Origin of the sequence: Rickettsia sp. MEAM1 (Bemisia tabaci) (genome assembly GCF_002285905.1) — a bacterium.
Lineage (GTDB): Bacteria > Pseudomonadota > Alphaproteobacteria > Rickettsiales > Rickettsiaceae > Rickettsia.
The window spans coordinates 247489-272210 of sequence record NZ_CP016305.1; the positions used below are offsets into that span (position 1 = coordinate 247489).

Genomic DNA, 24722 nt, shown 5'->3' on the forward strand with positions numbered 1-24722 from the left:
TTATTAATTGTTATTTGTATTAGAGTAATTATGTTATTTCCGCATAGTGAATTGAAAAGCACTCTCGGTGTCACCCCGTGGCTTGTCCACGGAGTCCAGTTAAAAATACGTTAGTATTTTTTATTATTTTTCTGGATCCCGTGGACAAGCCACGGGATGATAGAACACTGTCAATTTTTCAAATTAAACAAATATATATGCAAGAATATAAGGCACATATCCTAATTGTTGATGATGATACCAGAATATTAGCACTTTTAAAGCAATTTTTAAATAAAAATGAGTTTTTAGTATCGACGGCTGTTTCAGCTATAGAGGCAAAGGATTTGTTAAAAACTTCTAATTACGATTTGATTATTTTAGACGTCATGCTACCAAGCGTTACAGGGCTTGATTTTGCTACTACCATTAGGGATGCTGGTAATAATATACCAATAGTAATGCTAACTGCTTTATCGGAAGCTGATGACCGTGTTAAAGGTCTTGAAGCCGGTGCATCAGATTATGTTATTAAACCTTTTGAACCACGAGAATTATTATTGCGTATAAATAACTTGATCAATAATTATAATAATCCCAAAAAAGAAAAAAATATAACTAAGTTCGGCAATAATTTTTATAATTATAGTACCAAAGAATTTACTAAAAATGATCAGATAATTCCGCTTAGCTCTACTGAGCAGAAGTTACTTGAAATATTTATAGAACGTCTTGGCACTTCTGTTAGCCGCCTTGAGCTTTCAAAAATTATGGGAGGTCTTAGTGAACGTTCTATTGACGTACAAATTACCAGAATAAGAAATAAGCTAGAAGATAATCCTAAAGAACCGAAATATTTAAAAACCGTGCGTAATGAGGGATATGCACTTTATATCTAAATTATTACCTAGGACTTTATTCCTAAGATTTATGCTTATCATAATTATGCCGATTCTGATAGGACAGCTAGTTGCTATATTTTTGTTTTATGATCGTCATTGGTATAATGTTTCATATTATACTAGTACCATTATTATCAATGAAATAGAATCTTTAATTAAAGAGCATAAAGATAATCCAAAAGAAATAACACAATTATCAGAAAATTATCTCAATTTGTCTTATCAATTTGAGCCTAATAAGAAACTATTAGCAAAACAGCCTAAGTTAAACGAACCCTTAACTATATTTAAAAATATTTTAAATACAAAAATTCATGAAAAAAATATAATTAACTTAACTAAGGAAAACAGAATTCAAGTATTATTAGAGCTAAATAACGAGATATTAAATATTTCTTTTCCAGCCAAACTTTTACTTAACCCAACAGTATATATTTTTGTTCTATGGATTATATTTTTAACTATTATATTACTTTCCATCTCCATTATTTTCTCTAAGAATCAAATTAAATCAATAGTTGCTCTTGCAGATAGCATGGATGAATTCGGTCGAGGTATCTTAAAAAGTAAGAATTTTAAGCCTACAGGTGCTTTAGAAATAAGAAAAGCAGGGCTTGCTTTTCTAAAAATGAAATCTCGTATAGAAAAGCAAATTACCAAAAGAACTACCATGCTTGCTATGATTTCTCATGATTTAAGAACTCCTCTAACACGCATGAAATTACAACTTGAATTAATGGACGAAAATGAAGAGACTACTGGACTAAAGCAAGATATATTAACTATGCAACAAATGATAAACTCCTATCTAGATTTTGCGAGAGGCGAAAGTGCAGAACAGTTTAAAGAAATTTTTATTTTATCTTGGATTAAATCTTTTTTAAATAAATGGTCACATATAGATATTGAGTTTATAAACCCTACCAAATTAGATGGGGTAAAACTTCGAATTAAACCACATTCTTTTGAAAGAGCCTTGTCTAATTTAATTAGTAACGCTATAAAATATGGTACTAAAGTTAGAATTTCGTTAAACGCTAATTCATCTAACTTATCGATAATCATTGAAGATAATGGCAGGGGCATAGATGATGCAGAAAAACCTTTAGTATTAAAACCATTTTATAGATCGGATAAAGCAAGACAGTTAGATCATTCAAGTAATGTAGGTCTTGGACTTGCTATTACTCGTGAGATAATAAAAGATCATAACGGATTTCTTTACCTAGAAGATAGTAAGGATTTAGGTGGGTTGTCGGTTAGAGTAGAAATTCCTGTATAGTAAAAGAAGTTGAATTATGGGCACCGTCAAGTTAAGGGAGGTATAAATTAAGTATTGAGCAATTACAGGGAATGATTTATAGAATAGCAGTAACAATTTATCCTAGATTTTACCGCTATGCATATTACTCAAGCCCCGAATAGACATCGTTTTCCAGCAAGCATTATTAGCCATACAGTATGGTTATATCATCGCTTTAATAATAGTTACCGAGATGTTCAAGAGCAGATGGCTTATCGAGGTATTATATTAAGTCATGAGACTGTAAGGTTTTGGTGTTATAAGTTTGTAGTTTATTTTCAAGATGTTATTAGTAAGAGAGAGCGAAAGCCAACTGATAAATGGCATTTGGATGAGATGAATATCAAGATCAAAGGTGAAGTATTCATATTATGGAGAGCTGTTGACTCTGAGGGACATGAATTAGAAGTATTACTGCACAAGCGTCGTAACAAGAAATTAGCTATTCGCTTTTTATCAAGATTATTGGGTAATTATCCATGTCCAAGGGTTATTGTGACTGATAAGCTAAAAAGCTACATTAAACCAGTTAGGTATATGTGTCCTAGGACTAAGCATCGTACCGATAAAAGACTAAATAATCGGATTGAGAATGCCCATCAGCCAACTAGGAGAAAAGAGAAGATACTGATTAAATTTAAGCATCCTAATTCAGCACAATGTACATTATCACTGATGGGAAAAGTCAGAAATATATTTGCTGTAAATGTTGGAAGATATACTAAAACAGCATCTGAGCAAAGAATTGCATTTGCGTCCGCTAAATCCATTTGGGATGAAGCTACTCAAAGACTTCTTGCTGTCTGAAATCTAAAAATATAGTACTTTGTGACACTAATTTACTTAACTTGACGGTGCCACTAAAAATTCTAAACACAGTAAATTTTTAAAATTAAAAGTTCTATTTATCTCACTTTATCCTAGATTCCCGCTTCCGCGGGAATGACATCGAAGCAGTTTTTGGGTTATACAACAATACCAGTCAAGTCACGGTAACACATTAGATTATACTAATTTACTTTAGTGTAATAATCAATAATCTTGTCAAGTTTTATTCCTCTAGAACCTTTTATCAAAATAAGCTCATCATTTTTGAATAAATCATTTGTAGATGCAATTAATTCATCAATATTTTTAAAATATGCTTTAGTTATTTTTTCAGGTAATGAATCATAAATATATTTAGTATTTGCACCTACTAAGAAAACCTTAGAACAGCCTGAATCTAATATATAAGGTACTAGCTCTTTATGTAGCCTTTCTGAATTCTGCCCAAGCTCTAGCATCTCGCCTATTATAGCGGTTTTATTTGTGGCAGGCATTTGCTTTAAATATTCTAAGGCAGCTTTCATTGACGTAGGGCTTGCATTATAATAATCACAAATAATGCTGCTATTTCCTATATTGATAATTTCGCCTCTGCCTTTTGTTAACCGAATATCACCTAAATAGCTAACAGATTTATTTAAATCTTGATTAAGCAAAAATATAATCAATAATACACCAGCATAATTTTCAGCAAAGTGCTTAGGTATAGAGGATATAGTAGTCTCTATAATTGTGTCATATATCTTATATTTTAAATGAACTTGCTTTCCAGAAACTTCATATAAAATTAATTCAGATGAGGATGATTTACCAAAATTATGTATATTTTCTACAGATAATTTTTTTAATATAGATAAGATTTTATCATAACAATTACTATCTGAATTAATAACGGCAATTCCATCTTTGTCAAAGCTCTCAAAAATTTCACATTTAGCTTCAGCGATATCTTCAAGTGAGTTAAAAAACTCCAAATGTGCTTCTGAAATATTAGTGATCATAGCAATATTTGGTTTTAATACTTGAACTAACTCCCTTATCTCACCTTTATGGTTCATACCGAGTTCAAAAATAGCAAATTCTGTATTATCCGGCATCGAAGCAAGATTGATAAGTAACCCTAAATGATTATTGAAATTACCTCGGCTGGCAAAAGTTAGTGCCTCATGCTGTAATAGAGTTTTTAAAGCTTCTTTAGTTGAAGTCTTACCAACACTACCGGTTATAGCAATAAATTTGGCGTTTGAAGTTTTTCTTTTATATAAAGCCAGCTGCTCTAGGGCTTTTAAGCAATTGTCTACTAGGATAATCTTACTTGGGTCAGATATATCTACTTGCTTGCTAACTATTACTGCTGATGCTCCTTGATTAATGGCATCTTGAACATAATCGTGACCATCTTTATTGCCTTGAAGTGCTATAAATAAATCACCTTTTTTAACATCCTTAGAGTTAAATTGTATTTCGTTAGCGATAATAGATTGCGGTATTAATAGCCCTAATGCATCGCTTAAAGTTTTAGAATTCCAAATCATGTGTTTTTGTTGTTGTGCGTTTTTATCGTCATTGCGAGGAGTATAGCGACGAAGCAATCTCAGGAGTCTTATCTGATTTATGAGATTGCCACGTCGATGCTATGCATATCATCGCAATGACATTACTTTCCCTGCCACCTCGGCGTCATCAAACTCTATTTTCTCATCACCTATAATTTGATAATTTTCATGTCCTTTGCCGGTGATTAGTAAAATATCGTCTTTCTTTAAATTATTTATCCCATATTTAATAGCTTCTTTTCTGTCAGCTATTTCTATATAGTTTTTTGTTTCTATCCCGCTAATAATTCCTTGTCTGATAGCTTTTGGGTCTTCATGGCGTGGGTTATCGTCCGTCACAATAACATTATCTGCTATTGAGGCTGCTATTTTTCCCATAAGATTTCTTTTTGTAGTATCACGATTACCGCCACAGCCAAAAATTACACTTAATTTACCACCCTTAGCTTTAATATTTTTTAGCTCATTCAAAGCTTTTTCAAGAGCATCGGGAGTGTGGGCATAATCAATGAATATGTTAGCATCTTCTATTCGCTCCATTCGTCCCTTTACGGCTTTAACTTTAGTCAAAGCACTTATAACTTTACTAAAATCAAAACTGGTATAATAAACACTAAGTCCAGATATTAATAAATTACTAGCCTGAAAGCTACCTATTATTGGAGTATCAAAATCATAATTTTTATTATCAAAGATAAAATTAATATTTTGTCCTTTTAAAGAACTGTTAGTTTTAGTTATTTTACAATAATCGTTTGCTCCAACGCATAAATATTTTATCTTATGCTTATCCAAATAATCTTTAATAAACTTTATTTCTTCTATATCAGAATTTAATATTGCAATGCCATCTTTTGCTAAATGATCGGTAAATAACTTTAATTTAGCAAGCAAATAATTTTTTTTTGTGTGATGATAGTCAAGATGATCTTGGCTAAAGCTAGTGAAACATGCAATATTTACTTTTAAATCGCCAAGCCTTTGTTGATCTAAGCCGTGGCTTGAAGCTTCAAGTGCTAAATAATTTACACCATTTTCAGCTAGCTTATGAGCGATTTTTCGAAAGCTTAAATAGTCAGTTGTAGTTAGCCCGCCTATAGATTCATTAAAATTATCGATGCCAAAAACTTCTACGCCTATTGTGCCTATTGATGCTGCTTTTTGCCCAAGTAACGAATATATTTGAGCTATATATGATACTACCGAGCTTTTGCCGTTAGTACCAGTTACGGCTATCATAGTGCTAGGTTTTTTAGGGTAGAAGAGTTCTACAGCTTCATATAAAGTTTCTTTAATGTCTTCGACAAAGATTACTTTACTTGTAGTATTTTTTTTATCATCAGTAATAACTAATGCTGCCCCTTTATCTAGGGCATCTGCAATAAAATCATTCCCACCTTTAATGGCAAAAAATGCATCATTTGCCTTAATAGTTTTAGAATTATTCGATAAACCTTTTACGTTATGCTTTTCAAATAATTTTTTTAAGGTAGGGGTCATATTGGCACCGTCAAGTTAAGTAAATTAGTGTCACAAAGTACTATATTTTTAGATTTCAGACAGCAAGAAGTCTTTGAGTAGCTTCATCCCAAATGGATTTAGCGGACGCAAATGCAATTCTTTGCTCAGATGCTGTTTTAGTATATCTTCCAACATTTACAGCAAATATATTTCTGACTTTTCCCATCAGTGATAATGTACATTGTGCTGAATTAGGATGCTTAAATTTAATCAGTATCTTCTCTTTTCTCCTAGTTGGCTGATGGGCATTCTCAATCCGATTATTTAGTCTTTTATCGGTACGATGCTTAGTCCTAGGACACATATACCTAACTGGTTTAATGTAGCTTTTTAGCTTATCAGTCACAATAACCCTTGGACATGGATAATTACCCAATAATCTTGATAAAAAGCGAATAGCTGATTTCTTGTTACGACGCTTCTGCAGTAATACTTCTAATTCATGTCCCTCAGAGTCAACAGCTCTCCATAATATGAATACTTCACCTTTGATCTTGATATTCATCTCATCCAAATGCCATTTATCAGTTGGCTTTCGCTCTCTCTTACTAATAACATCTTGAAAATAAACTACAAACTTATAACACCAAAACCTTACAGTCTCATGACTTAATATAATACCTCGATAAGCCATCTGCTCTTGAACATCTCGGTAACTATTATTAAAGCGATGATATAACCATACTGTATGGCTAATAATGCTTGCTGGAAAACGATGTCTATTCGGGGCTTGAGTAATATGCATAGCGGTAAAATCTAGGATAAATTGTTACTGCTATTCTATAAATCATTCCCTGTAATTGCTCAATACTTAATTTATACCTCCCTTAACTTGACGGTGCCGCTGTAAATGTTGGAAGATATACTAAAACAGCATCTGAGCAAAGAATTACATTTGCGTCCGCTAAATCCATTTGGGATAAAGCTACTCAAAGACTTCTTGCTGTCTGAAATCTAAAAATATAGTACTTTGTGACACTAATTTACTTAACTTGACGGTGCCTATTGAACAGGTGGCTTTGTAATTTCAGTTAAATACAGCTCTGCACCTACTATCTCGTCTACGGATGCTATACCTTGGACTGCACGGCAAACTGTGATTAATACAGCAGCGAAATAACCTATTTGCTCGTAAGTAGGAGCATTAGCCATCACTATACATGATAAAGCCATTAAGGTAGTTGTCATAATAACAGTGGACTTTCTACCTAATTTATCACCAATTCTTCCGAAGATATATGCTCCTAATGGTCTAAATATAAAGGTAGAGCAAAAAAAGTAAAAGCAGATAGAAGAGAAGTAACGCTAGGCTCATATTTAGGGAAAAATAGTTCATTTAATAAGACGGCTAAATGAACATATAGCATTAAGTCAAAATATTCTAAAAAGGTGGCAGTAGATAAAATACCAGCAGCTTCTTTTTGCTCTCTGGTCAAAGTTGTTTGTTCTTTTGCGTAACCCAGCATAATTTTCCTACAAAATAAATTGTAAAAAAGGCTATACTGTTTTATATAAAAGTCAATAAAGAATTTTATTTAATAGTTAAAAAAAGTTAAGTATGAGTTTAAAGCTCTTTTATTTAAATCAATGTCTTCTATTTCACCACTTTTGCGGTTTTTAAGTTCGACAATATTATTTACAGCTTTTTTAGGACCGATTATAATTTGGTAAGGTGAGCCGATCAGATCGTGCGTTGCAAATTTACTACCAGCTCTTGCGTCAGTATCATCGTATAACACCTCAATATTTTGAGCAACTAGCTCATTATAAACTTTTTCTGCAAGTTCTACGCATTTGCTATCATGAATATTTAAGTTGATTGATGAAATTTTAAAAGGTGCAACAGCGGTAGGCCATATAATACCTTTTGCATCACTATTTGCTTCTATGATAGCTGCAACTAGCCTTGAAATACCTATGCCGTATGAACTCATTTCTATCGGTGTTAATTTGCCATGCTCATCATTAATAAGGGCATTCATGTTAACGGAGTATTTTGTGCCAATATAGAAAATATGCCCAACTTCTATACCTTTGCTACTAGCTATTTCTTTATCACAAGATAATTTACTTGCATCGTGTTTCTCTTCAGCAGCTGCATACCAGCTTTTTATTTCTTCAATATCAATATCTATATTATCTTTCAGCGTCTTAAATCTTTTATCATAATAAATAGTACTTTCACCAGTTTCGGCAATAATATGAAACTCATGGCTTAAATTCCCGCCTATCGGACCATTATCGGCAATAACCGGAATAGCGAATACGCCTAAATCTCTAAAAGTATTAATATAAGCCTTATACATCTGATTATAAGTCTTAACTGCACTTTCTTCATCAATATCAAAAGAATAAGCATCTTTCATGAGAAATTCTCGACCTCTCATAACACCAAAGCGTGGTCTAATTTCATCACGAAATTTCCATTGAATATGATAAAGATTCTTTGGTAAATCCTTATATGATTTAATATTATTACGGAAAATATCCGTAACCATATCTTCGTTAGTTGGACCAAATAACAAAGTATTGTCGTGACGATCTTGAAACTTTAGCATCTCTTTGCCGTAATTATCAAAACGTCCAGATTCTACCCATAAATGAACTGGTTGAATGCAAGGCATTAAGACTTCTAGACAACCCGCTTTATCCATATTTGAGCGTACAATATTCTCGATATTTTTAAGCACCTTTAAACCGAGTGGTAACCAGCTATAAATACCTGCGGCTTGCTGCCTAATCATTCCGCTTCTAAGCATTAATTTATGAGAAGTTATTTGGGCTTCACTTGGGTCTTCTTTTAAAACAGGTAAGAAATATTTGGATAGTAGCATAGAATTTAAGTTAGTTATTTTGTTAGTTTAATATTTTTATGTCATTCCCGTACAACTCAAAAAACTTTATATGTCATTCCTGCGAAAGCGGGAATCCATCATAAAGCGAAATGAATCGAGCTTTAATTTTAAAAAACTTGTTACTTTTATATCTATTTTTTCTGGATTCCCGCTTTTGCGGGAATGACATATAACACATAGTATGACAATCGTAAGTTACTTCTTCGATGTGAGATTTAAAAATTCATGGCGATATTTTTGCTGTTCGGCAAATATACCAGTATAATTCATAGTGTTCATGATGCTGTTATCTTGCATTACACCACGCATTGACATACAGCTATGCAAAGCTGATATTTTAACTGCAACACCAAGTGGCTTTAAATTTTCCTGTACGCTTTCAGCTATTTGTACTGTCATTTTTTCTTGAATTTGCAATCTCTTAGCAAAAGTATTTACTATTCTAGCAAGCTTACTTATGCCGACAATGCAATTATCTGGAATATAAGCTATATGTACTGTACCGCTAAAAGGTAACATATGATGTTCACAAAAAGAGGTAAATTTTATGCCCTCTAATGAGATAAAATCTTGAAAATTACCGGTATCACTAAATTTTGTTTCTAATATTTCCTCAATATTTTTACCATATCCTGAAAATATTTCTTCATAACTTTTGATTACTCTATCCGGAGTTTTAAATAATCCCTCACGATTAGGATCCTCACCGATAAATCTTAGTAATGTTCTTACTGCCTCTTTTGCTTCTTCTTTTGTCGGTTTTTTAATCGTCATAATTTTGTTTATTTTTCAAAAAGATTGTTTTACCACAAATAAACACAAACATCAAGCCACCTACTATAGCAATAAGTCCGCCGCCGCCCATCATACCCATTAATAGCTTAGCAGATAACGGCATTACAGTATTTGGGTCTTTACGCATAACGCCATAACCACCGGCAAAAGCAAGCCCGAGTATATGCAGGATTTGCCCAAAAGTGAGGAGGTAGAGTGTGGTTGTTATTGTCATCCTGCGGCTTGACCGCGGGATCTTGTACCGCAGATTATGTTCTAAGATACCGCGATCAAGTCGCGGTATGACAGATTGATAACAATATCCCATGCACGCAATACTTATTCCTACAATAGAGCCATGATAATGAGCAGGGATCACTACATTTATGCCTGATATATTTATGGCAATTAATCCTCCAAGTAGGAATAAAGTAATGGAACAGAGGAGGGTGGATTTGATTATATTGTCATTGCGAGGAAATTGCATAGCAATTGACGAAGCAATCTCAGCAGACATCCTGAGATTGCCACGCTCCTTATAGTCGCTCGCAATGACGCTACAGTGACATACCCACTCAAACCCTATTCCTCCAATACATAATCCGGGTGCTATTCCGCCTAAATATTTCATATGGTTGGTATAAAATTCTTTAAAGTTACCATCGATAATATCGTAAGAGATATGCCCCCAAATAATAAGAGTGCTGAAAACAAAATTTAAATATAGCAAGAATAGATAGAATTTTTGGAATTTTGATTCTTTGCCTATTAGCTTTTCAAATAACATAATCCAAATAAACATTGCTATTTGAGTATAAATAAATTGCAATAAATGACCGCCACTCCAAAAAAGTAGCTCATAATAAAATTCTATTTCGATAGGAATAATTTGTATAACATTTTGTAAATCACTATAAGAACACCAAAAACAAACCCAACTCAAGATATACATTATTATAGTCGATAAAATAGTGAAGTTAACTAAATTACTCCAGTTTGCCCAGTTGAAAAAATATAGAATGTTTATAGCGTATAATAGCAAAGTAATACCGAATAAGCTAAGACCTAAGACGAATATTATATTTTCAAGCATCGGTATATAATTATTCATGATCGGATTATGTCCAGCTATAGGGGAAATGGCTATAAGTATGGTAGCAAAGAAAGCTAATTTATGCATTATGTCATTCCCGCGAAAGCGGGAATCTAGAAAAAATATACTGGATTCCCGCTTTCGCGGGAATGACATAGAGGGTTGCGAGAATGACAAAGACCAAATACTTGCTGTAATAGACAGTAACCAAATCAATACCGATAAATCAACATGAATAATTAATGCAGATTTGAAAATATGAGGATTAGGGAAAAAACTAGCTAGCTGCGGCGTTCGAAGCACCACCAAAACAACCGAGTATAAACCCGCAAACGCTAAAGATGTAATACCAAGCTTAAGCCAAGCTAAGGATAAATTATTGCCTTGTAAACGAGTATAATCGAAATTCATGATAGAATAATAATTAATTAAAATTTATTGCTTGTAAAAGATGAAAATTATATTTTAAAGTTGCGAAATCAAAAAAGCATATTTATGTTCAATTTCTTACAATCGAATTATGAGTTATTTTTAATATCAATCTATACATTTTTAATCATATTAACAATAAGACATTTTATTAAAAATAAATATCTAATAATTTTGTGTCATGCGGTCACATTTTTAACATTTTTTGTTATGTCTATTGGCGGAGGAAGTGCAGAAAATGATGCATATAAGCGATATGAAGAATTTGTTTTGTTAGAACAGGATAAGCAATTAGAAAATGCTAAAAAAATCCTAACCAATTTGATTCAATGTTTCAAATTGATCTTATGCAGTTCAAAGATTCAGCTGAATTTAAAAAATATCTACTAGATATGGATAATTCCGTAGATAAAAGTGAGGCTATGATGTTAGGATGGATTTTCGCATTTTTATATGAAATTTCTAACATTTTTGCTTTCTTACTTGTTTTGGTTTTCCGGAAAAACTGTATGAATAAATTTTTAAGCAGATATGTTAGGTGACATGGTTAAATACTCTTCTTTCCACAACTCGTTATAAAGGATAGGGTCGATATTACCGCCGGATATTAGCACAAGTAGCTTTTTAGGAGTTGTCTGTGTTTTTAGCCAATTTACTACCGAAATCATATTTATACTACTTGATGGCTCGCATATTACTTTCAGCAAATGGGTAAGCCAAGCCGTCCAATAATATATTTCATATTCTTCAGCTAAATAAAAATGATCAAGTTTTTTTAAATATTCAAATGTACGTGTTGAAACACTAAGAGTTTTAAGACCGTCTGCAATGGTACTAGGTGAATCCTTAAACCTAAATATATCATTATTCTTAACTGATAAATAAGCATCATTAGCCGATAGCGGTTCTGAGCCTATCAATAAACTAGTTGGTGATATTAATTCTTTGGCAAGGTAAGAGCCTGAGATCAGTCCGCCACCGCCGCAAGAGGCAAAAATAGCATCAGGGCTAAACCCTAATTGTTGTAAAGCCTCATAGCATAACGTACCAGCGCCCGCTATCGTAGAATCGCTATCGGATGGGTGCATATAGTAAAAGCCTTGCATTTCGTCTAGTTTTGCTTTTTCTTCCGCTTCTTGCCGAGTATCGGTATATATAACTTCCCCGCCATAATGAATTACTGCTTGCTGTTTTACACGAGAAGTATTTAACGGCAAATAAATTCTTGCTTTAATACCAAGTATCTTACTGGCATAAGCAAGTCCGATTCCATGATTACCTGTGCTATAACCAACTATTTTTTCGGGTAGCTTTCTCTGTTCTTTTAATTCTAATAAATGATTTAATACGCCTCTTACTTTAAATGCCCCAGTTTTTTGCAGTGATTCAACCTTAAAAAAAACTTCATGTCCAAGCATCTCGTTTAAGCTTTCAGAATGAACCATAGGAGTTAAATGCAGATATTGTTTAATCCTGTTATGTGCAGTTGCTACATTTTTAGGATTTTGAAGTAATAAATTCATAAATAATAATGGTAGCTTGAAATAGTCTTAATACTATATTATATAATTAATAACCGTCAAATTTCAAAGGTTTTAATTGATGAATAAAAAATCACTGCCATTAATGGCACTGCGAGATATAGTAGTATTTCCTGGTGTAATTGCTCCTGTATTTGTAGGTAGGCAAAAATCCCTGCATGCTCTTTCTAATACTACACTTTCCGAAGAAGATAATAGCAAGTACATTTTAGTAACATTGCAGAAAAAATTCGATCAAGAAAACCCAAATAAAAACGAGCTTTACGATGTTGGCATACTTGCTAAGGTTATTCAAATAGTAAAATTGCCTAACACTACCGCAAAAATTTTAGTAGAGGCGATAGCAAGAGTAAAGATAAGTAATATTAAAGGTGATGAAGCATTCGAAGCAAATTATGAAATTATTCCTGATGAAGAAATATTCGATGCTAATAATATGCGGTCATTAGTTGATAATGCTGTGCAGTTATTTGCTAAATATGCAGGTAGTGATAAAAAAATCAATGCAGAAATTATTGAAACTATAAATAAAGAAATAAGTGAGACTACTAATTTTATAAATATTATAAATATTTTAGCTTCACATCTGATTACTTCGCTTGAAGAAAAACAACGCTTACTTGAGGAGATAAGTCCTTTTAAGCGTATCAGTACAATTATTAACATCCTTACATCCAATATAGTTAATTCAGAAACCGAACAAGCTTTGCAGCAAAGGGTGAAAAAGCAAATAGAGAAAACCCAGCGTGATTATTATTTGCACGAGCAGATGAAAGCAATTCAGAAAGAGCTTGATGAAGATAAATCAGATCTTGCTGAATTTGATAAAAAAATTAAAGCTGCAAAACTATCGAAAGAAGCTAGAGAAAAAGCCGAAGCTGAACTTAAAAAGCTTCGCACTATGAACCAGATGTCAGCAGAATCCGGAGTAACACGTAATTATCTTGAGACGTTACTTAGCCTGCCTTGGGGTAAATATGATAATAGTAAAATTGATATTAACCAAGCTGAAAAAATCCTAAATCGTGATCATTTTGGCTTAGAGAAAGTTAAAGAGCGAATAATAGAATATTTAGCAGTATTACAGCGTTCCAGTAAAATCAGAGGTCCTATATTATGCTTAATCGGTCCTCCTGGCGTTGGTAAAACATCTTTAATAAAATCTATTGCCGAGGTGATGGGTAGAAAATATACCAAATTTGCCTTAGGCGGTGTTCGAGATGAGGCTGAAATTAGAGGGCATAGAAAAACTTATCTTGGCTCAATGCCTGGTAAAATCCTTACTCAGCTTAAGAAAGTTAAGACAAGTAACCCTGTTATGTTACTTGATGAAATAGATAAAATGGGTTCGGACTTTAGAGGTGATCCTGCATCAGCATTGCTTGAGGTGTTAGATCCTGAACAAAATAGCCATTTTGTCGATCATTATCTAGAAGTGGAATATGATTTATCAAATGTAATATTTATTGCGACTGCTAACTCTTATAATTTACCTAGAGCTTTAATCGATAGAATGGAAATTATCGATATTTCCGGTTATGTAGAAGAAGAAAAAATCCAAATTGCTAAGAATTATCTAGTTCCTAAGCAGCTTAAAATGCATAAAATTAGAAAGGATGAAATTACTATCTCCGATGATGCTATTTTAGATTTAATTAGATATTACACTAAAGAGTCAGGCGTAAGATCATTAGAGCGTGAAATAGGAGCATTAACCAGAAAGGCATTAAAGCAAATTCTAGCTGATAAAAAAATTAAGCATATTTCTGTAGATAGCAATAATTTAGAAGAGTTTTTAGGTGCTAGAAAATATAATTTTGGTCTTGCTGAAAAAAAGGATCAAATAGGTAGTACTACAGGGCTTGCTTATACGGAGGTAGGCGGTGAGCTTTTAACTATTGAGGCTTTATCATTCCCAGGAAAAGGTGAAATCAAAACTACCGGAAAACTCGGTGATGTAATGAAAGAATCAGCAATGGCTGCATATAGCTGCTTTAGAAGTAGAGCGGCTGATTTCGGCTTAAAATATGAAGATTATAAAGATTTTGATGTTCATATCCACGTTCCCGCTGGTGCTATTCCAAAAGATGGTCCTTCTGCTGGTTGTGCTTTGTTTACCACCATTGTTTCGTTGATGACTAAAATACTGGTACGCCGCACTGTTGCTATGACTGGTGAGGTAACTTTACGAGGGAATGTTCTACCGATTGGCGGTCTTAAGGAAAAGCTGCTAGCAGCAAGTAGGGGAGGGATTAAGACAGTATTAATTCCGGAAGAAAATGTCAAAGATTTGAAAGACATACCACCGAATATAAAAAGTAGTCTAGAAATTATCCCTGTTTCAAATATTGATCAGGTTTTAGAGCATGCATTGACTAAGAAGCCTTAGAATACTAATTATCACAGCGTTATTTCTGTCATCTAGCTCACTTGTAGTAGGATTCACTAGAACAACTGTCATTCCATTGCGGCTTTATTGCGTAGATCAGTTTTCCAGTTCTCATCCCGCGAGCTTGTAGCGTGATCCATTTTTTGGATCTAGTTAGCAAGCCACGGGATGACAGAATGACTATCACAAATAATATCTATCATCAGCATAAATATCATATTTAATTAAAGTTACTTTAAGTTAAGAATTTATCATAAAAACTAAACAACCCTCAGCTATAAGCTGAGGGGTTATAAAGTGGAATCGATTAGAAATCGATCATCATTCACAGGTTCACCACTAACTTGCTAAGAGATATTTGCGGCTTATATGAGATAAACATATGTACGTGATCACATGATATTTTCCCTGAAATTATATGTACTTCATGTTCCATACAAATCTGCCTCAGTAAATCTCTAGTCCTTTCCGATACTTTGCCTATCAATATTCTCTTCCTATATTTTGGTATCCATATAAGATGCACTTTTAAATCATACTGACTATGACTATTCTTTCTATAACTTCTCATTTCTTGATATAAATTCATTGCTAAAGCAATTTCATTATATCTTCCCTTCGCCTAAAGGCGAGGGATTTTTGATCCCCGAAGGGGGACATTAAAGTCTATAATTTTTGTAAAAAATAATAAATTAAAACGCTTGACATATTTTTTTAGAGGAGTATCTTGTGGCTGTAGGTTGTTTATCAGCTTACGTTAACTTACTAATAGTGTTCAATATATTTTGAACATAAGGAGGTTATTATGACCATTCATAAAAACAATCATCACAGTAAAAATGAAGAAAAACACAATAATAATTTATCGCATGCAGCAGCAGTAATGCATAGCAAGGATTCTTCTCCGGAAGAGCGAAGCAAGGCTGCTTCTACCATGGGTCATAAAGGAGGGGGCATGGCAGTAGTCATGGTTCTCATAGTTCCCATAAAAACCATCGATAATTTATTATAAAATTAGTGTAGTTATGGTGTCTCCTTTAGTTTCCTAGAGGAGAAACTTTTACCATATCATCTTTTAGAAAACAGACTTCCATGTATGGATCGATTTTTCCGTTAGTGTAAGAAAATTACGAGAGTATCCTTGAAAGAAATGAATTATACATCTATAATCAATATAATCATTAAATTCAAGGCTATATAATCGTGACTGATAATAATTCTTCTAATTTAGTACTGGTAAATATTGAAGATGAGATGAAAGTATCTTATCTTGACTATGCTATGAGCGTCATAGTAAGTAGGGCAATACCAGATGTTCGAGATGGCTTAAAGCCGGTACATCGCCGTATCATCTACTCAATGCATGAAGCTGGCAACCATGCAAACAGAGCTTACAGAAAATCCGCTAGAATAGTCGGTGACGTGATGGGTAAATACCATCCGCACGGTGATAGTGCTATTTACGATTCGTTAGTGCGTATGGCTCAAGATTTTTCGCTGCGTCTACCGCTTGTTGATGGGCAGGGTAATTTTGGCTCATTGGATGGTGACGCTGCGGCGGCAATGAGGTATACCGAATCACGTATGGCTAAAGTAGCCCATAAACTGATTGAGGATATCGATAAAGAAACTGTCAGTTTTAACCCAAACTATGATGGTTCTGAAGAAGAGCCTTCAGTGCTGCCTTCTATGTTCCCGAACTTACTAGTAAACGGAAGTGGTGGTATTGCGGTTGGTATGGCAACTAATATTCCACCTCATAATCTTGGGGAGGTTATCGATGCTTGTTGTTTATATGTAGATAATAATGATATAGAAATTTTAGACCTTTTAGAAGTTGTTAAAGGTCCTGACTTCCCTACAAGCGGGATCATTCTAGGTGTTAATGGTATTAAATCAGCCTATTTAACAGGTAGGGGTAGCATCGCTATAAGAGGGCGAGCTGAGATTGAAAATTTAGGTAACGGACGTCAAGCAATTATTATTACCGAAATACCTTACATGGTAAATAAAGCAAGGCTTGTTGAAAAGATTGCCGAAATGGTCAAGGAAAAGCGTATTGAGGGTATAAGCGATTTACGTGATGAGTCGAATAAAAACGGCATAAGAATTTATATTGAGCTAAAGAAAGATATTGTAGCTGAAGTAGTTTTAAACCAAATATATGCTTGTACACAGCTTCAAACTAGCTTTGGTGTTATAATGCTTGCTCTAAAAGATGGCTTGCCTAAGGTAATGAATTTAAAAGAAGTAATAGCGGCTTTCGTTAGCTTTAGGGAAGTAGTTATCACTAACCGCACTATATATTTACTTAATAAAGCAAGAGATAAAGCTCACATTTTACTTGGGCTAACTATTGCTGTTAGCAATATCGACGAAATAATCCGTATTATAAAAGCTGCAAGCGATCCGAATGCTGCTAAACAAGAATTAATGGCCCGCAGCTGGGATGCATTAAATATTCTGCCGCTTGTGAAGTTAGTTGATGATAAGGCAATGTTGAATGAAGAGGGGAAATGTAGCTTTACCGAAGCTCAAGCAAAGGCAATTTTAGAGATGAGATTGCAACGCTTAACCGCCATGGAAAAGAATAAGTTAGAGGAAGATTTAAAGAACCTTGCCACTGAGATTACGGAGTATTTAAATATTTTAGGTTCACGTGAGCGGTTACTTGAAATTTTAAAAGAAGAGCTAATTAAAGTTAAAGAAGAATTTGCAACCCCTCGTCTTACCTCGATTGAATTTGGTGAGTTTGATCAGGATATCGAAGATTTAATCCAGCGTGAAGAAATGGTAGTAACTGTAACGCTTGGCGGTTATATTAAGCGTGTGCCTCTAAGTAGTTATAGAGCTCAAAAACGAGGTGGTAAGGGTAGGTCAGGGCTTTCAATGCGTGATGAGGATATTACTACACAAGTTTTTGTTGGTAGCACTCATACTCCAATGTTATTCTTCTCAAATATCGGGCAGGTTTATAGCTTAAAACTATATAAATTGCCGCTAAGTAATCCGCAAGGGAAAGGTAGACCGATGGTCAATATATTACCGCTTAAAGGTGATGAGCATATTACCAATATTATGCCGCTGCCTGAAAATCAAGATGAGTGGGATAATCTAAATATCATGTTCGCAACTGCTAAAGGTAATATTAGAAGAAGCGATTTATTAGATTTTAAAAAGATTCAGTCAAACGGTAAGATTGCAATTAGGCTTGATGAAGATGACAAGTTAATAGATGTAAAGCCTTGTAAAGAAGATGAGCATATTTTATTAGCGACTAAGTCCAGTAAAGCTCTAAGATTCCCTGTTGAGTCGTTGCGTGTGATTAAGAGCCGTACTTCCGACGGAGTGCGTGGTATGAGACTTGCCGAAGACGATTCAGTGATTTCTATGACTGTCTTGAGAGGTATCAAAGCTACACGTGAGGAGCGAGATGCTTATTTATCCGTATCGTGGGAGAAAAGACTTGAGATCGCTAAAGGGGAAGAATTTAATTCTGAAGAATTAGGCGTGGATTTGACTGCCGAATCTATTTTAGAAATGGCAAATTCCGAAGAGTTTATTTTAACAGTAACTGAAAACGGCTTTGGTAAAAGAAGCTCGGCTTATGGTTATAGGATTACTGACCGTGGCGGTAGCGGTATAATCAATATGGATATTAACGACAAAACCGGTTTAGTAGTTGGCGTTATGCCTGTTAAAATGGATGATGAGCTAATGCTTATCACCAATAGCGGTAAATTAATCCGTTGTAAACTCGAAACAGTACGTATTACAGGGCGTAACACTAGCGGTGTTACTTTATTTAAGCTAGATGATGGGGAAAAAGTCGTGTCTGCTTCTCTAATTGCCGAAAGTTCTGATAATAATGAAGAAGAGGGTGAGTTTGAAGAAGAAGTGGCAGAAGAGGGGAGTGAATAAAACGTCATTGCCGTCATTGCGAGCGACTAAAAGGAGCGTGGCAATCTCATGAAAGTGTCCTGAGATTGCTTCGTCGCTATGCTCCTCGCAATGATGATATCTATACTTATTTAGTAATCCTAATTTTAGGATACAACCTTAGCAATTTAAATTGTATTTTTTGCTTACGTTACTTCTGTAAAATACTATAATATTCAATGGCACCGTCAAGTTAAGTAAATTAGTGTCACAAAGTACTATATTTTTAGATTTCAGACAGCAAGAAGTCTTTGAGTAGCTTCATCCCAAATGGATTTAGCGGACGCAAATGCAATTCTTTGCTCAGATGCTGTTTTAGTATATCTTCCAACATTTACAGCAAATATATTTCTGACTTTTCCCATCAGTGATAATGTACATTGTGCTGAATTAGGATGCTTAAATTTAATCAGTATCTTCTCTTTTCTCCTAGTTGGCTGATGGGCATTCTCAATCCGATTATTTAGTCTTTTATCGGTACGATGCTTAGTCCTAGGACACATATACCTAACTGGTTTAATGTAGCTTTTTAGCTTATCAGTCACAATAACCCTTGGACATGGATAATTACCCAATAATCTTGATAAAAAGCGAATAGCTGATTTCTTGTTACGACGCTTCTGCAGTAATACTTCTAATTCATGTCCCTCAGAGTCAACAGCTCTCCATAATATGAATACTTCACCTTTGATCTTGATATTCATCTCATCCAAATGCCATTTATCAGTTGGCTTTCGCTCTCTCTTACTAATAACATCTTGAAAATAAACTACAAACTTATAACACCAAAACCTTACAGTCTCATGACTTAATATAATACCTCGATAAGCCATCTGCTCTTGAACATCTCGGTAACTATTATTAAAGCGATGATATAACCATACTGTATGGCTAATAATGCTTGCTGGAAAACGATGTCTATTCGGGGCTTGAGTAATATGCATAGCGGTAAAATCTAGGATAAATTGTTACTGCTATTCTATAAATCATTCCCTGTAATTGCTCAATACTTAATTTATACCTCCCTTAACTTGACGGTGCCATTTGTTCATGTGATACTCGTTTATCAGATATATAAGCTATTCCAGTACAAAGGTGTTTTTAATGTCATTCCCAGCAATGGCAGGAATGACATATTAGTCGTCATAACACAGTCAGAAAACTACTTCTCTCTGAATGCCTTAAATGCTGTATCGATTACAGGATCAAGGAGATATCTAAGCAATGTTCTAGTTCCAGTAACGATCTGTACTTCGGCTTGCATACCAGGATGTAATTCTAGATTTTTTATTTTGGCAATTCTGTTAAATTCATCCATATCAATCTCTACCCTAGCAATATAGTAATTATCTTGCTGCTGCGGATGCTGTCTTTCATCTTGAACAATATCCGGTGATACGCTGACTACTTTACTGGTAAATGTTGGAGTAGTACGTGATTTAAAAGCACTAAAACGTATTTTTGCAACTAGTCCTTCATGCACTGAATCTATATTTTTTTGTGATACCTTTGCTTCTATAATTAGTGGATCGTTAGTAGGTGAAATCTCCATAATAGGTTGTCCGGTACCTATATAACCACCAATTGTATGATATTTTAGATTATTAATTATACCATCCACAGGTGATTTTATTACTATTCGATTAAGTGAATCAGTTAAAGAGTTATATTTTTCTTTAAGAGAAGCTGTTTGTACTTGTGCATCACGAAGCTCTGTTAAAGTCTTTTCAGTATATTTGTTTTGTAGGTTTATAATGCTAATTTGAGATTCAGTAATAGCGTGGTGTGTTCCTGCTATTTCCGTATCAGTCGTTGCAACGTCACTTTTTGCACTAGCAACTCTTGCTTCTTGTTCTAACAAGTCCTTTTTTTGCACAAAGCCTTTATTTTGTAGAGTTCTTAAAGCCTTTAAACGTTCTTGGTAAACTTCGGCTGTTTTAGTTGCAGCTACTTTTCGTGCCTCCAAGCCTTCAATCTTCTTTTCAAGCTGAGAAATACGTTGCTGTAAAGCATCTTTTTCTGAATTATATACTTCTTTTTTTGATCTAAATAAATTTTCTTGAGTGTGTATTATCTTAGCGACTTCCGGTAAATTAATATCTTGCATTAAAAAATCAGAAAATTCGATTTGCTCTAGATTATCACGCTCAGCAATTAAACGATTTTCAGTAGCCAGAGCAGTACGATATTGACCTAAAGTGCTCTCATGCTCGCTTTTTATTCGTGTTTCTTCAAGTTCTATTAGCTTATCACCTGCTTTAACTTTATCACCTTGTTTCACATAAATAGCTTTGATTATTCCACCTTCATTGTGCTGGATTGTCTTTTTATTAGTGCTTGGCATTAATATTCCAACTGCTACAGCCCCACTATCAAGCGGTGCAACAGCCATCCAAACACCACCGATTAATACTAAGAAAATAATAACATAAATACCAAAAAGTATAGGTGATCTTGCAGCTTGTGCGACATTATTACGATCTTTATCAGTTTTTTTAGTAGTAAAATTAACAAATCTATCAAGTTTAAGCAGTAAAAATTCTATTACTTGTGAAGTCTTTTTTAATGTGCTATTTATTAAAGCTTTACGTTTAGAGCTTTGACCTTTAAGGCTTAGTGAATTTTCTCTCAAGGACAGTAATTGCTTTAACTGTTCCGGCGTAATTTGAGGTTTATTGTTTTTTAAGTCCTGCATAATATTCAATCATTCATTATTATTTTTTGTCATTGTGAGGAGCGTAGCAACACGTGGCAACCTCATTAAGATAAACTCCTGAGATTGCGTATGTACAAAACTTACATTTTTCCTTGCAATGACGATTTTGCACTATTTGTTATTAATATGAATTGTGCCGCCTTTTAAAGTTTTAAAGTGGTTTTGAATTTCATCCAGCGTTCCATGAACTGCAACAGCACCATCCTGTAATATTAATATCTTATCAACAACTGATAATACAGAAGGTCTATGTGAAATTACAACGACTGATATTCCTTTTAGTTTTGCTTGCTTTAAAGCACTCGCAAGTGCTACTTCACCAGCTTCATCTAAATTAGCATTAGGTTCATCTAAAATTACTAGTTTTGGATCACCATAAAATGCTCTAGCAAGCCCTATACGTTGTCTTTGCCCGCCTGATAAATTAGAGCCAGCAGGACCTATATCTGAATCATAACCGTCAGGAAATCTTAATATCATTTCATGAGCACCAGCTAGCTTAGCTGCTTCGATAACTTTTTGTGGGTTAGCATTTTCTTCCATTCTAGCAATATTTTGCTTGATGCTACCACTGAAAAGCTCTATTCCTTGAGGCAAGTATCCTACATGTCTGCCAAAATCTTCTCTATTCCAACGATAAATTTCAGCTTCATCTAAACGTACTGAGCCTGAGGATTCTCTCCATACCCCAACTATGATTTTGGCTAAAGTTGATTTTCCGGTTGCTGATGGTCCGATAATTGCTAAAATTTCACCTGGTTGCACCTCAAAACTAACGCCTTTTAAAATATATTTTGGTGTGGGTGGTTGCGGCATATGTTTTGGAATAGGGTGAGCATAATAAATATTTTCTACATTTAAATGTCCTTCGACGTTTGGAATTGGCATTGCTTCATCACGAGAAGCATAAGTATTAAATAAATTATTGATATTTTTGAATGATTTAATAGCTCCACTCATGCTTTTCCATAACTCAATAGCGTTATCAAAAGGAGCAAGTGCTCTACCAACTATAATAGAGCTCATAATCATATTACCAGGTGTCATTGATGCTCCATGAGTTTCTACAACAAGATAAGCACCAACGCCAGTAACTGCCATTTGCATTATGTTACGGATAAACCTTGAAAAGTTAGAAATGACGCCATTACGATAGCTAGCGGTTGATTGTTTATCAAGTGCTGCTAAGTTAAATTTATGCCAGTTTTTTGTAACATTTTTCATCATCCCCATTGCTTCGACTACTTCGGCATTTCTATTAGCAATATCGGCTTGCGTCATACCTTTAATCGAGAATTCTGTAGCTTCACCTAAGGTTTTGTTAGTAGCAGCTGCATTAAAGAAAGCTGTTGAAACAATGAGTATAGCACCGAAAATTGTAATAAAACCGATATAAGGATGTATTGAGAAAATAACAGCAATATATATGATACTCCAAGGTGCATCGAATAAGGTATTAATTCCGGTACTTGTTAGGAATGTTTTAACAGATTGAAAATCACGTAATAGCTGGCTAGAACCCATATTTACACGTGTTGCTGCCGCTGAAATCGAAGAGGCAAAAATAACCGGTGCCACTGTTCTATCAAGCCATTCTCCCACTTTTATAAGAGTAAAAGAACGAGCAATTTGCAGTAACCCGTAAACAAAATAAATATAAGCAATTATTATCGATAAATATAACAATGTGTATAAATTACCACTACCAAGCACCCTATCTAAAACTTGTAGTGAATAAAGGGGAGTGATTAACATTAATAAATTAATTACAAAGGCAAACCAAAAAACTATCCAAAAAGCTGTTCGGCACTCTCCAAGTGCGATCATCAAAGGATTTTTTTTATTTAAGGCAGTGTTTTTATTATCCATATTAATTATTTTATAAATAAGTTTTAATTAATTCTTCAGCAATTTGAACGCTATTTAAAGCAGCTCCTTTACGTAAATTATCGCATGTAATCCATAAATTTATGGCGTTCTCTTTACTTGCATCATCCCTAATGCGTGAGACATATACAGCGTCTTCGCCTACTACTTCAGTAGCTGAGATATATGCTAAATCTTTAGTTTGTGAAATCGTAACAACCCCGTCAGCATCTTCTAGTATTTCCTCAACTTCTTTAGCATCCACTTTACTACTAAATTCTATATTAACGGATATAGAATGACCAACAAATACAGGTACTCGTACAGAAGTTACGCTAACTTTAAGATGATCACCAATAATTTTCTGTAGTTCTAAAGCAATTTTTAACTCTTCGCTTGTATAACCATCTTTATTTAAATCGCCTATGTAAGGAAATAAATTGAATGCAATTTGTTTTGGAAATATGTTGGGGCTTTTTTCTTCAAAGATATACTTAGATTTTGTTTGATCATAAAGTTCATCCATTCCTGCTTTACCTGCTCCAGATACTGATTGATAAGTAGATATTACAACTCTTTTTATACTTATTTCATTATCTAGCGGTTTAAGTACAACTGCAAGAGGAATCGCAATGCAGTTAGGATTCGATATAATATTTTTAGTAGCAAAGTCTTTAAGTGTTGATAAATTAGCCTCAGGTATAATTAAAGGTATATCTTCACTTAGTCTAAAAAAAGAAGATTTATCAATAACCACACAATTTTTAGTAATAGCACTTGGTATATACTTTTTTGATACTTCCGAACCTGCTGAAAAAAATGCAATATCTATTTCCTCAAAATCTAGATCATCTAAGCTACTTATTTGTAATACTTGCTCGCCAAAGCTAACTTTTTTTCCAATAGAATTATTTGAAGCAACAGCATAAATTTTGTTAATAGGAAAATTGCGTTCTGCTAGAATATTTAAGGTTTCACGACCGACATTTCCAGTAGCACCGATAACAGCAATATTATATTTCTTGGTCATT

The 24722-nt window shown here is 34.0% G+C and carries 19 protein-coding genes and 1 pseudogene; 6 read left to right on the forward strand and 14 right to left on the reverse strand.

From position 1 onward, the window contains the following. Nucleotides 1-197: 197 nt before the first annotated feature. Both BA173_RS01255 and BA173_RS01260 read left to right on the forward strand, forming a co-directional pair. Nucleotides 198-878 (forward strand): response regulator transcription factor, encoded by a 681-nt coding sequence (locus BA173_RS01255; RefSeq protein ID WP_068041463.1) that lies wholly within the window; start codon nucleotides 198-200, stop codon nucleotides 876-878. Beyond that, nucleotides 862-2163, forward strand: coding sequence for a sensor histidine kinase (locus BA173_RS01260; RefSeq protein ID WP_068041459.1), 1302 nt, complete (start codon nucleotides 862-864; stop codon nucleotides 2161-2163). The genes BA173_RS01255 and BA173_RS01260 overlap by 17 nt, the downstream gene beginning before the upstream one ends. On the opposite strand, the gene BA173_RS08775 is transcribed toward BA173_RS01260, so the two are convergent. Beyond that, nucleotides 2125-2259: a hypothetical protein gene (locus BA173_RS08775; RefSeq protein ID WP_257789551.1), complete on the reverse strand. Its 135-nt coding sequence runs from the start codon at nucleotides 2257-2259 to the stop codon at nucleotides 2125-2127. The genes BA173_RS01260 and BA173_RS08775 overlap by 39 nt on opposite strands. Before the next feature lie 21 nt (nucleotides 2260-2280). Between BA173_RS08775 and BA173_RS01265 the strand changes: the two genes are divergently transcribed. Beyond that, nucleotides 2281-2991: an IS6 family transposase gene (locus BA173_RS01265; protein WP_095568251.1), complete on the forward strand. Its 711-nt coding sequence runs from the start codon at nucleotides 2281-2283 to the stop codon at nucleotides 2989-2991. Between the two features lie 203 nt (nucleotides 2992-3194). On the opposite strand, the gene BA173_RS01270 is transcribed toward BA173_RS01265, so the two are convergent. The 8 genes and pseudogenes from BA173_RS01270 to BA173_RS01315 form a co-directional block, all read right to left on the reverse strand. Then, complete coding sequence (locus tag BA173_RS01270) at nucleotides 3195-4547, reverse strand: UDP-N-acetylmuramoyl-tripeptide--D-alanyl-D-alanine ligase (protein ID WP_068041862.1); 1353 nt, start codon at nucleotides 4545-4547, stop codon at nucleotides 3195-3197. 108 nt (nucleotides 4548-4655) lie between these two features. Next, complete coding sequence (locus BA173_RS01275; RefSeq protein WP_068041865.1) at nucleotides 4656-6068, reverse strand: UDP-N-acetylmuramoyl-L-alanyl-D-glutamate--2,6-diaminopimelate ligase; 1413 nt, start codon at nucleotides 6066-6068, stop codon at nucleotides 4656-4658. Nucleotides 6069-6123: 55 nt separating this feature from the next. Continuing rightward, complete coding sequence (locus BA173_RS01280) at nucleotides 6124-6834, reverse strand: IS6 family transposase (protein WP_095568243.1); 711 nt, start codon at nucleotides 6832-6834, stop codon at nucleotides 6124-6126. A gap of 260 nt (nucleotides 6835-7094) precedes the next feature. After that, nucleotides 7095-7555: pseudogene (locus BA173_RS01290) on the reverse strand (MFS transporter); the annotation flags it as partial. Nucleotides 7556-7624: 69 nt separating this feature from the next. Beyond that, a complete protein-coding gene (gene proS, locus BA173_RS01295; protein ID WP_016947997.1) occupies nucleotides 7625-8923 on the reverse strand; it encodes a proline--tRNA ligase in 1299 nt (432 codons plus the stop codon). A 216-nt stretch (nucleotides 8924-9139) separates the two neighbouring features. Further along, on the reverse strand, nucleotides 9140-9718 hold the full coding sequence (gene folE / locus BA173_RS01300; RefSeq protein WP_016947998.1) for a GTP cyclohydrolase I FolE: 579 nt from the start codon (nucleotides 9716-9718) through the stop codon (nucleotides 9140-9142). Beyond that, nucleotides 9708-11222, reverse strand: a complete 1515-nt coding sequence (locus tag BA173_RS01305; RefSeq protein ID WP_016947999.1) for a cbb3-type cytochrome c oxidase subunit I — start codon at nucleotides 11220-11222, stop codon at nucleotides 9708-9710. The genes folE and BA173_RS01305 overlap by 11 nt, the downstream gene beginning before the upstream one ends. A 539-nt stretch (nucleotides 11223-11761) precedes the next feature. After that, the gene (locus BA173_RS01315; RefSeq protein WP_016948001.1) at nucleotides 11762-12763 is read right to left on the reverse strand and encodes a serine/threonine dehydratase; all 1002 of its coding nucleotides are present in this window, start codon (nucleotides 12761-12763) and stop codon (nucleotides 11762-11764) included. A 79-nt stretch (nucleotides 12764-12842) separates the two neighbouring features. Here BA173_RS01315 and lon point away from each other — a divergent pair, with 79 nt between their 5' ends. Continuing rightward, the gene (lon, locus tag BA173_RS01320) at nucleotides 12843-15170 is read left to right on the forward strand and encodes an endopeptidase La (protein ID WP_068041631.1); all 2328 of its coding nucleotides are present in this window, start codon (nucleotides 12843-12845) and stop codon (nucleotides 15168-15170) included. A 325-nt stretch (nucleotides 15171-15495) separates the two neighbouring features. Here lon and tnpA read toward each other — a convergent pair whose 3' ends face one another. Further along, complete coding sequence (tnpA, locus tag BA173_RS01325; protein ID WP_232505910.1) at nucleotides 15496-15741, reverse strand: IS200/IS605 family transposase; 246 nt, start codon at nucleotides 15739-15741, stop codon at nucleotides 15496-15498. Between the two features lie 234 nt (nucleotides 15742-15975). Between tnpA and BA173_RS01330 the strand changes: the two genes are divergently transcribed. After that, on the forward strand, nucleotides 15976-16182 hold the full coding sequence (locus tag BA173_RS01330) for a hypothetical protein (protein WP_016948003.1): 207 nt from the start codon (nucleotides 15976-15978) through the stop codon (nucleotides 16180-16182). 191 nt (nucleotides 16183-16373) lie between these two features. Then, nucleotides 16374-19091 carry a DNA topoisomerase (ATP-hydrolyzing) subunit A gene (gene gyrA, locus BA173_RS01335; RefSeq protein WP_016948004.1) on the forward strand — a complete coding sequence of 906 codons (2718 nt, stop codon included), beginning with the start codon at nucleotides 16374-16376 and terminating at the stop codon, nucleotides 19089-19091. 251 nt (nucleotides 19092-19342) lie between these two features. On the opposite strand, the gene BA173_RS01340 is transcribed toward gyrA, so the two are convergent. The 4 genes from BA173_RS01340 to asd form a co-directional block, all read right to left on the reverse strand. Further along, on the reverse strand, nucleotides 19343-20053 hold the full coding sequence (locus tag BA173_RS01340; RefSeq protein WP_095568243.1) for an IS6 family transposase: 711 nt from the start codon (nucleotides 20051-20053) through the stop codon (nucleotides 19343-19345). A gap of 218 nt (nucleotides 20054-20271) precedes the next feature. Further along, the gene (locus tag BA173_RS01345; RefSeq protein ID WP_068041741.1) at nucleotides 20272-21804 is read right to left on the reverse strand and encodes an HlyD family type I secretion periplasmic adaptor subunit; all 1533 of its coding nucleotides are present in this window, start codon (nucleotides 21802-21804) and stop codon (nucleotides 20272-20274) included. A 132-nt stretch (nucleotides 21805-21936) separates the two neighbouring features. Continuing rightward, nucleotides 21937-23694 carry a type I secretion system permease/ATPase gene (locus BA173_RS01350; RefSeq protein WP_016948005.1) on the reverse strand — a complete coding sequence of 586 codons (1758 nt, stop codon included), beginning with the start codon at nucleotides 23692-23694 and terminating at the stop codon, nucleotides 21937-21939. 10 nt (nucleotides 23695-23704) lie between these two features. Beyond that, a complete protein-coding gene (asd, locus tag BA173_RS01355; RefSeq protein ID WP_016948006.1) occupies nucleotides 23705-24721 on the reverse strand; it encodes an aspartate-semialdehyde dehydrogenase in 1017 nt (338 codons plus the stop codon). Nucleotide 24722: the final 1 nt, after the last annotated feature.